Source organism: Castellaniella sp. (assembly GCF_049650445.1).
In the GTDB taxonomy this organism is placed as follows: Bacteria; Pseudomonadota; Gammaproteobacteria; order Burkholderiales; family Burkholderiaceae_B; genus Castellaniella.
Map to the genome: position 1 here is coordinate 18,373 of NZ_JBASAD010000032.1, position 12,423 is coordinate 30,795.

At 64.4% G+C, this 12,423-nt stretch carries 11 protein-coding genes; 1 reads left to right on the forward strand and 10 read right to left on the reverse strand.

What is annotated here, in order from left to right; all coding sequences use genetic code 11:
* Nucleotides 1–7: 7 nt before the first annotated feature.
* The 9 genes from WA983_RS10345 to carA all read right to left on the reverse strand — a co-directional run bounded on the left by WA983_RS10345 (nt 8) and on the right by carA (nt 10,393).
* Nucleotides 8–787 (reverse strand): ABC transporter ATP-binding protein, encoded by a 780-nt coding sequence (locus tag WA983_RS10345; protein ID WP_424249424.1) that lies wholly within the window; start codon nt 785–787, stop codon nt 8–10.
* A 19-nt stretch (nt 788–806) separates the two neighbouring features.
* A complete protein-coding gene (locus tag WA983_RS10350; protein ID WP_424249426.1) occupies nt 807–1,820 on the reverse strand; it encodes an ABC transporter substrate-binding protein in 1,014 nt (337 codons plus the stop codon).
* A 52-nt stretch (nt 1,821–1,872) separates the two neighbouring features.
* Nucleotides 1,873–2,637, reverse strand: coding sequence for an ABC transporter permease (locus WA983_RS10355; RefSeq protein ID WP_424249428.1), 765 nt, complete (start codon nt 2,635–2,637; stop codon nt 1,873–1,875).
* A 142-nt stretch (nt 2,638–2,779) separates the two neighbouring features.
* Complete coding sequence (locus WA983_RS10360) at nt 2,780–3,478, reverse strand: TetR/AcrR family transcriptional regulator (RefSeq protein WP_424249430.1); 699 nt, start codon at nt 3,476–3,478, stop codon at nt 2,780–2,782.
* Nucleotides 3,479–3,487: 9 nt separating this feature from the next.
* A complete protein-coding gene (locus WA983_RS10365; protein ID WP_424249432.1) occupies nt 3,488–4,315 on the reverse strand; it encodes an SDR family oxidoreductase in 828 nt (275 codons plus the stop codon).
* A complete protein-coding gene (locus WA983_RS10370) occupies nt 4,299–5,228 on the reverse strand; it encodes a hypothetical protein (protein ID WP_424249434.1) in 930 nt (309 codons plus the stop codon). The genes WA983_RS10365 and WA983_RS10370 overlap by 17 nt, the downstream gene beginning before the upstream one ends.
* A 128-nt stretch (nt 5,229–5,356) precedes the next feature.
* Nucleotides 5,357–5,815 (reverse strand): hypothetical protein, encoded by a 459-nt coding sequence (locus WA983_RS10375; protein ID WP_424249435.1) that lies wholly within the window; start codon nt 5,813–5,815, stop codon nt 5,357–5,359.
* 161 nt (nt 5,816–5,976) lie between these two features.
* Nucleotides 5,977–9,207, reverse strand: coding sequence for a carbamoyl-phosphate synthase large subunit (gene carB, locus WA983_RS10380; RefSeq protein WP_424249437.1), 3,231 nt, complete (start codon nt 9,205–9,207; stop codon nt 5,977–5,979).
* Nucleotides 9,208–9,223: 16 nt separating this feature from the next.
* Nucleotides 9,224–10,393 (reverse strand): glutamine-hydrolyzing carbamoyl-phosphate synthase small subunit, encoded by a 1,170-nt coding sequence (gene carA / locus WA983_RS10385; RefSeq protein ID WP_424249438.1) that lies wholly within the window; start codon nt 10,391–10,393, stop codon nt 9,224–9,226.
* A gap of 224 nt (nt 10,394–10,617) precedes the next feature.
* Between carA and tal the strand changes: the two genes are divergently transcribed.
* Nucleotides 10,618–11,574 (forward strand): transaldolase, encoded by a 957-nt coding sequence (gene tal, locus WA983_RS10390; RefSeq protein WP_424249440.1) that lies wholly within the window; start codon nt 10,618–10,620, stop codon nt 11,572–11,574.
* A 37-nt stretch (nt 11,575–11,611) separates the two neighbouring features.
* On the opposite strand, the gene WA983_RS10395 is transcribed toward tal, so the two are convergent.
* Nucleotides 11,612–12,400, reverse strand: a complete 789-nt coding sequence (locus WA983_RS10395) for an ABC transporter permease (RefSeq protein WP_424249442.1) — start codon at nt 12,398–12,400, stop codon at nt 11,612–11,614.
* Nucleotides 12,401–12,423 lie beyond the last annotated feature (23 nt).

The window sequence follows — 12,423 nt, forward strand, 5'->3', positions numbered from 1 at the left end:
ACAGACCTTAGTGGTCCAGGATGCCTTCGGAAAAGAAGTGCGCACGAATCTGCTTGGCGTACTTTGCGAACTCGGGCGAGCCCATGACGTCCAGCGAACGCATGCGCGGCAGATCGATGTCGTAGACCGCCGCGATGGAGCCGGGCCGCTCGCTCATGACGAGGACCCGGTCCGACAGAAAGATCGCCTCGGGAATGCTGTGCGTGATCAGCAGGACCGTCTTGCGGGACTCGGCCCAGATCCGCTGCAGTTCGAGGTTCATCTTTTCGCGCGTCATGGCATCGAGCGCCCCGAAAGGCTCGTCCATCAGCAACAGCGCCGGATCGTGCAGCAGCGCCCGGCAGATCGAGGCGCGCTGCTGCATGCCCCCCGAAAGCTGCCAGGGGTACTTGCCCTCGAAACCGGACAGGCCGGCCATTTCCATGAGTTGAAGTGCGCGTTCGCGTGCCGGCCCCATCGGCATGCGGCGCATTTCGGCCTGCAGCAGAATGTTGTCCAGCACGCTGCGCCAAGCCAGCAGAACAGCACTCTGGAAGACGATGCCCACGTCCTTGCGCGGCCCCGAAATGGGTTGCCCCGACAGCATCAGCCGCCCCTCGGTGAGGGGCAGCAGGCCGGCGACCATCTTCAGCAAGGTGCTCTTGCCGCAGCCCGAAGGCCCGACGACGGATACGAACTCGCCCTTGCGGATGCTGAAGTCCAGCGGTTTCAGGGACTCGACGGCGCCGTCCCGGGTCTGGTAGACCTTGGTGACGCCAGCGGCTTCGATGAGGATGTCGTCAGACATGGGCGCTTCCAGTACGGCTTCAGTTCTTGGGGAGATAGTCCAGGGTCACGTAGTCGGCAGGTTTGCCGCGCTGCGCCGGCTCCACCCCGCCGAACTCGACCAGCAGGTCCAGCGACTTGTCCACGTTGTCCATGGCGACGCGAAACGGCGGCTGGCCTTTGGTTTCCGGGGTGTGGTAGAGCTCGATGCTGCGCTTCAGACCGACCAGCAGGGTATCGGACACGCCGGCCTTGGGCTTGGCTTCCAGCATGGCGTCCACGGCGGCCTGCGGATCTTTTTCCGCCGCCTCGACGGCGCGTGTGGAAGCGCGCATGAAGCGACGCGTCAGATCGCCATGCTCAGCCAGCCAGTCCTTGTTGACGATGATGCCCGAGCTGATCTGGTTGACGCCGGAATCGGCGAAACGGATCGGATGCACCGGCTTGCCGGTGGCGTCCTGCAGTTTGATGGCCTGGTCCATGACGTAGCCCAGCAGCATGTCGGCGCGACCCGTCATGACCGCATTGAGCTTGGTCTGGGCGTCGCCCGAGACGATCTTGATCTGTGCGGGATCGATCTTGTTGGCCTTGAGGAAGATCGGCCACATCTGCGACATCGAATCGCCCGGCGTGACTGCGACCGTCTTGCCGACGATGTCCTGCGGAGTCTTGATGCCTTTCTCTTCGAAGCCCATGACGGACATCGGGCTGACCTGGAACAGGACGCCGGTCGAGATCAGCGGCGCACCCTTGGCGGCCGCCTTGATCATGGTGGTGACGTCGATGTAGCCGAAGTTCACGGACTTGGCGGCGACCGCCTGCGCGGTCACGGCCGAGCCCCGGCCTTCCTGGATGTCCAGGTTGATGCCTTCTTCGGCGTAGTAACCCAGCTTCTTGCCCAGGAAGAACGGTGCGTGCTCGCTGTACAGATACCAGTTCAGCATCAGCGTCACGTCATCCTTGGGCTTGTCCTGCGCCTGGGCGGGCGTGGCGCCCAGCATCGTGGCGGCCAGCGCCAGGCCGACCCCGGCTTTGAGCAAATCGCGGCGTATCATGCATGTCTCCTTCGGGCACTGACGGCCCTTGTTGTGCAATGAAATCAGGCCCCTAGCGCTGTGAAGCGTGCCAGGGAATCATCATGCGCTCGATCAGATCGACGACCGCGAACAGCAGCACGCCGATGATCGAAAGCAATACCAGCCCCGCGAACATCAAGGGCAGATCGAAATTGCCGTTGGCGACCTGCAGGACATAACCGATGCCCGAATTCGAACCGACGAACTCGCCCACCACCGCGCCGACGACGGCCAGCGTGACCGAGACTTTCAGGCCGCTGAACATGGCGGGCAGGGCCGCCGGCAGGCTGATCTTGAAAAAGGTCTGCAGACGGCTCGCCCCCATGGAGCGCGCCAGGTCGAGCATGTCGGACTCGACCGACTTGAAGCCCATGACGGTGGACACCACGATGGGGAAGAAACCCAGCAGAAAGGCCGTGATGATCTTGGGCAGGATGCCGAAGCCGAACCACACGACGAACAGCGGCGCAATCGCCACCTTGGGCACACTTTGCGAGAACACCAGCAAGGGGTAGACGTAGGATTCCACGAGACGGGAATAGGCGATCACCATGGCGATAGGCACGCCAACCACGATGGACAGCAGAAAGCCCCAGATGGTCGCCTCGGTCGTGAACCAGCTTTCTGTCAGCAGCATGGGCCACTGCTCGACGAGTTGAACCAGGACCTTGCCGGGCGGCGGGATGAGATACGCGGGGATGCTGAAGACCCGGATGGTCAGATCCCAAAGTACCAGCAGGAACAGCACCAGCAGGAGCGGCCGCAGGGCCGGGGACAACAACAGCTTGCGCAACATTCAGGTCTCCTGCAATGCCGCACGCCGGAATTCCGGTGCGCCGCACCTGTCGTTTTTCTCAATTCACTGATTGGTGAATTATGGGTGCGGCCTGATTCAAGTGTCAATGATGACACCCGCTAGGGATATCCCTAGGAGGTTCTCAGGAGGTTCTTACGGCACGCCTGGACGCAGGCTGGCCGCCGTCCGGCGGCTCGCTGATCGCGTAACCGACGACCAGGTCCGTCATGTGCGACAGGCGTTCATCGAGGGCCTCGGTCGCGCGCAGATCACGCCCGAAGATCACCGACAGGGTGTCGTTGTTGGCCAAGTAGAAAAAACCGAGGGAGGCGATGGAAATGTAAAGCTGGACGGGGTCGATCCCCGCGCGGAACAGGCCGTCCGCCCGCCCGCGTTCGAGCAGCCCGTCGAGCAGTCGGACCAGCGGAGAATGCATTTCGCGGATCTTGCCCGACTGCTTCAGATGGCTGGCGCGCGAGAGGTTCTCGCTGGCCAGCAGGGACAAAAACTCCGGGTGCGCCAGAAAGTAATGCCAGGTGAAAGTGACGAGTGTGCGCAGGGCCTCGATGGGCTCAAGCGCATCCAGATGCAGCCCCTGCTCGGCCTGGCGGATGTCCGCATAAGCGTTTTCAAGGACGGACAGGAACAGATCGTCCTTGTTGCCGAAATAGTAGTAGATCAGGCGCTTGTTCACGCCGGCGCGTTCCGCGATGCGATCCACGCGTCCGCCGGCAAAGCCGTGTTCGCTGAATTCGTCGCGAGCGGCTTTCAGGATCGCCGCCTGTGAGCGATCCGTGTCGCGCGAAACGGGCGCCGACCGGGAGTTCGGTTTCTGTGCCATGACCGGATTTTACGGATGTTCGCCCATTCTGGGTTTGCGCTTGCGCCGTGCTGCCACCGCATCGTACAGCGCATCGGGCACGAGGCGCAGCAAGCGCGCCACCCAGGCCATGGGCCAGGGAATGACACGGTAGGACACGCCGGCGTCGATGGCCCGCACGGCCTGCTCGGCAAAACGATCGACAGGCATCAGAAAGGGCATGCGATAGGGATTGCGTGCCGTCATGGGCGTGGCGATGAACCCCGGCGCCACCGTCACGACGCGCACGCCGCTGCCGTGCAGTTCGACCCGCAGGCTTTCGCAATACGCGCGCACGGCTGCTTTCGAGGCGCTGTAGGCGCCTGCACCCGGCAGGCCGCGCACCCCCGCCACGCTGCCGATGCCCACCAGCGTGCCCCGCCCTCGCGCGCGCATCGGCGCGACGAAGGGCTCGAAGGTCGTCACCATGGACAGGACGTTGGTGTCGAAAATGGCCTGGAAAACCGTGTGATCCTCGGGCGCGTCGGTCAGGGTGCCGGCGCTGATGCCGGCGCTGGCGATGACCAGGTCGACCGGGCCGCTGTCCAGGAAATCCCGCGCCGCCACATGCAGGGCCACGCGATCGCGCACGTCCAGCGCGTAGATCCGATGTCCCTGCCCAGGCAGGCTGCGGCACAGGCCTTGCAAAGCATCCAGGCGGCGGCCGACCAGGCCCAGTTCACAGCCCCGCGCCGCATACCGGCGCGCCAGGGCGGCGCCGATGCCGCTGCTGGCGCCCGTGATGAAGACGCGGCGCCCGGGCAAGGAGCAAGAGGCCGCGTCCGGTTCGAGAAATGCCGTCTTACTGGACCGTGTCATTGTCCCGGCTGACCAGGTGCTGGGCTCCGACAATGTCGATCACGGCGCGCGGGGTGCCATCCACGATCCGCAGATCCAGCCGCATTTCCTGCGATTTGTAGAAGGGATGGTCGCCCTCCGCGAGGATGATATCCAGCTTGCCCTGGCGCTGATCCAGGTCATTCCGGTCATCGGACTCGCTCATGTCGATATCCTTGATGCAAATGGCCTGGACACGCAACTCCCCCTCTTCCATCCGCACGTCGTAGCGTACGCTTTGCCCACCCGGCACCATGGCGATGGACGCTTGAAGGAAGTTTCCTTGCACCGACTGATTGCATACTTCCATGACCGCCTCGCGCTGACTGGCGGTCACCCCGAGCGCTCCGAGCGCCTCATCGAAATGCCTCATTCTTTCATCGGGCGTGCCCTCGGGCAGCGAGATCCCCGACACGGAGTAGCTGGCACGGCAGATGTCCGCCTTGACCTGATCCCGCGCAGAGCCAACCCCATTGTGACCCCAGTAATCGCTGCGGTTCAGTTCGCGCTCCAGCCTCTCGCGGTTCACCGGCAGTTTCTGGAAGCTCAGGGAAAAGCTCGGGCACTGCTCCTCGGACAAGTCCAGGGTGTAGCGCACGCCCTCTTCGTTCTCCTCAATCTGGAAACGGCTCTGATAGTTGGCGCCGGCCATCTCTTTCAAGGCATGGAAGCTCTCGATCTTCTGGTCATGGGGCGTCGCCTCGGAGTAGAGGTCGTACAGGCATTTCTTGGCTTCCGTCCGGTTCGTACTGCAAAACCAGTCTGCGACCTTGTCCCAGGTGCGGGAAAAGACACTGCCGATGCTGTCTCGACTCGTGGCCTGCCGGATGCTCTGCACATCCTGGGTCCCCAAGGAAACCGGGCCGAAACGCCCTGCGGAAATATCGATGGTCATTGAGTTCTCCTCGCCATGCTCGTTCATCCAGACCGTGAGGGACTACGCCCGCCCACGGCATCTTCCTGTAAGTGACCGGCACGCGCCTGAGGTTCCACCTGGACGCAAATCAGAAGCCGAAGCGCTGATCAGGCCTGCAGCGGGGGATGGAAATGCTCCAGATAGGCCTCAACGACGCCAGGCAGCACCTTGCCCGCCGTATAGCTGGCCACGGTCTCGCAGGCCAGGCCGGCGGCCGTCGAGAGCGGTTTCGGAAGGGTGGCGGCCGCGATGTCGCACGGCGTCTTGGCCAATTCCTGGCCCACCCAACCGCTGCCGATCTCTTTGAGCACCGTCTGCAACCCTTCGGGCTGTTCTTCTGCCGCCTCGTCCGCGCCTTCCGCCACAGCCAGATCCTGACCGCGTTGGCTGATGCTGACCAACACCCCGCCAAGAGAACGGGCAATGACCGGCTGCGCCAGATCGCCCGCCACATGGCCTACCACGGCAAGACCACCGCACACTGCACTTTTCATCGGCGTCTGCCCAGGCAGCATGCGATTGCAAGCCGTCAGCGCGACTGTCTGGAAAACATCACCCAAATCCATAAAACCTACCCAAATGATTGAAAAATGCCATCAATAGCTCGGCAGCGGGCCTTGATCTCTCGGCGCCGCAACGGCACGGTGCAACCTGAGCGCTCCGCGCGACAGAATGGTCTGACGAAGGGGGCGCGCAATCTCCCGCCGGAGACTGCGCGCCAGGCCGCTCAGGCCGCGTGCATGGCCTGCAGCGAGTAGACCTTCAGTCCGCCGCCATGACGCAGGTACTGCAGGCCCTCGACGGCGGCGCGCGCGCCCGCGATGGTGGTGAAGAAGGTCACGCGGTTGGCCAGCGACTGCGTGCGGATGGCGCGCGAGTCGGCGATGGCGTTGCGGCGTTCCTCGACCGTGTTGATGACCATGGCGATTTCGCCGTTCTTGATCATGTCGACGATGTTGGGACGGCCTTCGGTGACCTTGTTCACGACCTGGACCGCCAGACCGGCGGCCTCGATCACGGCCGCCGTGCCGCGCGTGGCAACCAACTGGAAGCCCAGCGCGGCCAGGCCACGAGCGACTTCAACGGCGCGCGACTTGTCCTGGTCGCGCACGCTGATGAACACGCGGCCGGACTCCGGCAGCCAGGCGCCGGCGGCGATCTGGGACTTGACGAAGGCTTCGCCAAAAGAATCGCCCACGCCCATGACTTCGCCCGTGGACTTCATTTCCGGTCCCAGGATGGTGTCCACGCCGGGGAACTTGACGAAGGGGAACACGGCTTCCTTGACGCAATAGCGCGCCGGCGCCGGGATCGAGGACACCCCCTGGGCGGCCAGGGTGCGGCCAGCCATGATGCGCGCGGCGATCTTGGCCAGTTGGCGGCCGGTGGCCTTGGAGACGTAGGGCACGGTACGCGAGGCGCGCGGATTGACTTCCAGCACGTAGACGTCGCCGTCCTGAATGGCGAACTGCACGTTCATCAGGCCCTTGACGTTCAGGGCGCGGGCCATCAGGGCCGTCTGGCGCTCGATCTCGGCCACGATCTCGGGCGACAGCGAGTACGGCGGCAGGCTGCAGGCGGAATCGCCCGAGTGCACGCCGGCCTGTTCGATGTGTTCCATCACGCCGCCGATGATGACCTGTTCGCCGTCGGCCAGACAGTCCACGTCGACTTCGGTGGCGTTGTTCAGGAAGTGATCCAGCAGGACCGGAGAATCATTGCTGACCTTGACCGCTTCGCGCATGTAGCGCTCCAGGTCTTGCGGTTCGTGCACGATTTCCATGGCGCGCCCGCCCAGCACGTAGCTGGGGCGCACCACCAGGGGGTAGCCGATCTCGCCGGCCAGGGCCAGGGCCTCGCTTTCGGCACGGGCGGTGCGGTTGGCCGGCTGGCGCAGGCCCAGCTTGGTCAGCAGCTTCTGGAAGCGTTCACGGTCTTCGGCCACGTCGATCGAGTCGGGGCTGGTGCCGATGATGGGCACGCCGTTGGCTTCCAGGGCACGGGCGAGTTTCAGCGGGGTCTGGCCGCCGTACTGGACGATGACGCCGGCCGGGTTTTCCTTGTGGACGATTTCCAGCACGTCTTCGAGCGTCAGCGGTTCGAAGTACAGGCGATCGGAGGTGTCGTAGTCGGTGGACACGGTCTCCGGGTTGCAGTTGACCATGATGGTCTCGAAACCGTCCTCGCGCAGGGCCAGGGCCGCGTGCACGCAGCAGTAGTCGAATTCGATGCCCTGGCCGATGCGATTGGGTCCGCCGCCCAGCACGATGATCTTCTTGCGATCGGTCGGCGCGGCCTCGTCCTCGTCCTCGTAGGTCGAATACAGATAGGCCGTGGTGGTGGCGAATTCGGCTGCGCAGGTATCGACGCGCTTGTAGACCGGGCGCACGTTCATCTGGTGGCGCAGCTTGCGGACTTCGGCCTCGGTGGTATCCAGCAGGAACGCCAGACGGCGGTCCGAAAACCCGCGCCGCTTGAGTTCGCGCATGGTGCCGTCGTCGAGTTCGGACAGGGTGCGCTGTTCCAGCGCCAGTTCGATGTCGACGATTTCCTTGATCTGCGCCAGGAACCAGGGGTCGATCTTGGTCAGGTGGTGGACTTCTTCCAGGGAAAAGCCCTGGGCAAAGGCGTCACCCACGTACCAGATACGTTCCGGGCCGGGTTCGCCCAGTTCGATCTGCAGACGCTCGCGGTCGGTGGTCTTCTGGTTCAGGCCGTCGACGCCGACCTCCAGGCCGCGCAGAGCCTTCTGGAAGGATTCCTGGAAGGTGCGGCCGATGGCCATGACCTCGCCCACGGCCTTCATCTGGGTCGTCAGGCGCGAGTCGGCCTGGGGGAATTTCTCGAAGGCGAAACGCGGCACTTTGGTGACCACGTAGTCGATGGCCGGCTCGAACGAGGCCGGGGTCGCGCCGCCGGTGATCTCGTTGCGCAGTTCGTCCAGCGTGTAGCCCACGGCCAGGCGGGCCGCGACCTTGGCGATGGGGAAACCCGTGGCCTTGGAGGCCAGCGCCGAGGAACGCGACACGCGCGGATTCATTTCGATCACGATCATGCGGCCGTTGGCCGGATTGACCGCGAACTGGACGTTGGAGCCGCCCGTATCCACGCCGATCTCGCGCAACACCGCGATCGACGCGTTGCGCATGATCTGGTATTCCTTGTCGGTCAGCGTCTGCGCGGGCGCGACGGTGATCGAGTCGCCGGTGTGCACGCCCATGGGGTCCAGGTTTTCGATGGCGCACACGATGATGCAGTTGTCGGCGCTGTCGCGCACGACTTCCATCTCGAATTCCTTCCAGCCCAGCAGGGATTCCTCGATCAGGAGCTCATTGGTTGGAGAGGCCTCGAGGCCGCGACGGCAGATGGTCTCGAATTCCTCGGCGTTGTAGGCAATGCCGCCGCCCGTGCCGCCCAGCGTGAAGCTGGGACGGATCACGGAGGGGAAACCGGACGTGCCCAGTTCGGCCGCGATGCGCTTTTGCACGGCCCAGGCTTCGTCCATGCTGTGGGCGACACCGGACTTGGCCGATTCCAGACCGATGGAGGTCATCGCGTCCTTGAACTTCTGGCGGTCCTCGGCCTTTTCGATGGCGTGGGCATTGGCACCGATCAGTTCCACCCCATGCTTGGCCAGCACGCCGTGACGGTCCAGGTCCAGCGCGCAGTTCAGCGCCGTCTGCCCCCCCATGGTGGGCAGGACGGCATCAGGCTTTTCGATCTCGATGATCTTTTCCAGGGCCTGCCAGGTGATCGGTTCGATGTAGGTGACGTCGGCCGTTTCCGGGTCCGTCATGATGGTCGCCGGATTGCTGTTGACCAGGATGGTGCGGAACCCGTCGGCCTTCAGGGCCTTGCAGGCCTGGGCGCCGGAATAGTCGAATTCGCAGGCCTGACCGATGATGATCGGACCGGCCCCGATGATGAGAATGCTTTTGATGTCTGAACGCTTGGGCATGGGAGGCGGGCTCTTTTTATTTGGACGACTGGGCTTTGTGCTGCGCCATCAGGTCGATGAACTTGTCGAACAGCACCTGGATGTCGTGCGGGCCAGGGCTGGCTTCAGGGTGGCCCTGGAAGCAGAAGGCCGGACGGTCGGTCAGCTCGAAGCCCTGCAGGGTGCCGTCGAACAAGGACACGTGCGTGACACGGGCGTTGGCCGGCAGGCTGTCGCCGTCCACAGTGAAGCCGTGATTCTGGCTGGTGATGAACACCCGGCCGGTATCCAGATCCTGGACCGGGTGATTGGCGCCGTGGTGGCCGGTTTTCATCTTGATCGTGCGCCCGCCCAACGTCAGGCCCAGAACCTGCTGGCCCAGGCAGATGCCGAACAGGGGGATGCCGCGATCCAGCACGGCACGGCAGGTTTCGGCGGCATAATCGCAGGCCGCCGGGTCGCCGGGGCCGTTGGACAGGAACACGCCGTCGGGTGCCTGAGCCAGAATGTCGGCCACAGGCGTGAGGGCCGGCACCAGGGTGATGCGGCAGCCGCGATCGGCCAGCAGACGCAGGATGTTGGACTTGATGCCGTAGTCATAGGCGATGACGTGGTATTGCCCCTGGTCCTGATGGGTATAGCCGCTGTCCAACTGCCAGGTGCCTTGCACCCAGGGGCCCGGCTGCTTGGTGGTGACTTTCAGGGCCAGGTCCTGGCCTTCCATGCCGCCAAAACCGCGCGCCAGTTCGACGGCACGGTCAGCGTCTTCGCCCACCAGGATGCAGGCGCCCTGGGCGCCACGTTCACGCAGGATGCGGGTCAGCTTGCGGGTATCCACGCCCGAGATCGCCACGATGCCCTGGGATTTCAGGTAGTCGGGCAGCGACTGGGTGGCGCGGAAATTGGACATCAGCGCCGGACAGTCGCGCACCACCAGACCGGCGGCGTGCACCTGGCTGGATTCGACATCCTCGAGATTGACGCCGGTATTGCCGATGTGGGGATAGGTCAGGGTGACGATCTGGCCGCTATAGCTGGGATCGGTCAGGATCTCCTGGTAGCCGGTCATGGCCGTGTTAAAGACGATTTCGGCCACGCTGGTCCCGTCGGCGCCGATCGAAACGCCTCTGAATACGGTCCCGTCAGCCAAGGCGAGAATTGCTGGTGCGAGTCCTGCGGACCCCTCGGGAAAGATTGACGGCAGCAAAATGGAACCCCGGTTAGGAAGAATCCCCGTGCAGATTCAGGGGACTCTAAAAGTCGATATTCAAACCTTCCTATTATACAGCGGAGCAAGGGTTACCCCGAATATTTCCTGGGAATCCCGTCGGATGCCCCGGCCGGCGCGGCCTCCGGCACCCTGCCCGTCCCCGCCGGGAAATGGTCTACAGTAGGGGTCTCGCAACCCTGTCTGACTGGATCACCGCCCTCATGAGCACTCAACTGGACGCCCTGCGCACACTGACGACCGTCGTGGCCGACACCGGGGACTTCGAAACCATGCGGGCCTACCGGCCGACGGACGCCACCACCAACCCCTCGCTGATCCTCAAGGCCGTGGGCCAGCCCGCCTACCGTCCCCTGCTGGACCGGGTGCTGCGCGACCACCCCAAGGCCCCGCTGACCGAACAGGTCGACCGCCTGCTGGTGGCCTTTGGCCGCGAAATCCTGTCCATCGTGCCCGGCCGCGTCTCGACCGAAGTCGACGCCCGGCTGTCCTTTGACACCCAGGCCAGCATCGAGCGCGCCCGGCAGATCATCTCTCTGTACGAGGCCGAGGGCATCCCGCGCGAGCGCGTGCTGATCAAGCTGGCTTCGACCTGGGAAGGCATCCAGGCCGCCCGCACGCTGCAGGCTGAAGACATCCGCTGCAACCTGACGCTGCTGTTCTCCCTGACCCAGGCAATCGCCTGCGCCCAGGCCAAGGTGACCCTGATCTCGCCCTTCGTGGGCCGCATCTACGACTGGTACAAAAAGGCTGCTGGCGCCGATTGGGACGAAGCGGCGAACGCCGAATCCAACGATCCCGGCGTGCAGTCCGTGGCGCGCATCTACCGCTACTTCAAGGCCTACGACATCCCCACCCAGGTGATGGGGGCCAGTTTCCGCAACATCGGCCAGATCCGCGCCCTGGCGGGCTGCGACCTGCTGACGATCAGCCCCGCCCTGCTGGGTGAACTGGCCGCCTCGGACGCGCCCCTGGAACCCCGCCTGTCGGCGACCACCGCCAAGGCGGACGCGCCGGAATGGATCGCCAGCAACGAGGTCGCCTTCCGCACGAACCTGAACGAAGATGCCATGGCTACCGAAAAACTGGCCGAGGGCATTCGCATTTTCACCGCCGACGCGATCAAGCTGGACGCGCTGCTGAGCCAGACCGGCGCCTGAGGCGCGGCGACAGCCTCGGACCGAGCCGCCGCGTTCCTCAGGTTTTCCCCGCCTCTCCCGGCCCGGGCTGCCAGACCAGCAGGCGGCGTTCCGCCAGCGACACGATGCCGTCCAGCAGCAGCGCGAACACCGTCAGCACGACGATGCCGGCGAACACGGTGTTGACGTCCAGCGTGCCCTCGGCCTGCAGGATCAGATATCCGACCCCGGCCGCCGAGCCCAGGTATTCGCCCACCACCGCACCCACGAAGGCCAGGCCCACGGACGTGTGCAGGCTGGAGAACACCCAACTGGTGGCCGAGGGGATGTAGACGTGGCGCAGAAGCTGACGGCGGCTGGCGCCCAGCATGCGGGCATTGTCCAGCAGGGTCGGGCTGACCTCGCGCACACCCCGGTAGACGTTGAAAAAGACGATGAAGAACACCAGCGTCACGGCCAGAGCGACCTTGGACCAGATGCCCAGGCCGAACCACATGCCGAAGATCGGCGCCAGGATGACGCGCGGCATGGAGTTGGCCGCCGTGACGTAGGGTTCGAGCAGCGCACTGGCGCCGCGCGACAGGCCCAGCCACAGGCCGAAGCCCAGGCCGCCGATCGTCCCGATGACGAAGGCCAGCACGGTTTCGGACAGGGTGATCCACAGATGGCGGTAGATCCCGGCGTCGGTGACGAACCAGGCCCAGACGACCTGGGCGACTTCCAGGGGTCGGCCAAAGAAGAACGCCACGTTACGGTTCAGCGAAGCCCAATGCCAGACCAGCAAAATGGTGGCCAGCAACGCCAGTTGCAACACGCGCAGCACGGGTTTGGACAGGTTGGATTTCATCGTGGCGGGCGCTCCGGTGGGTG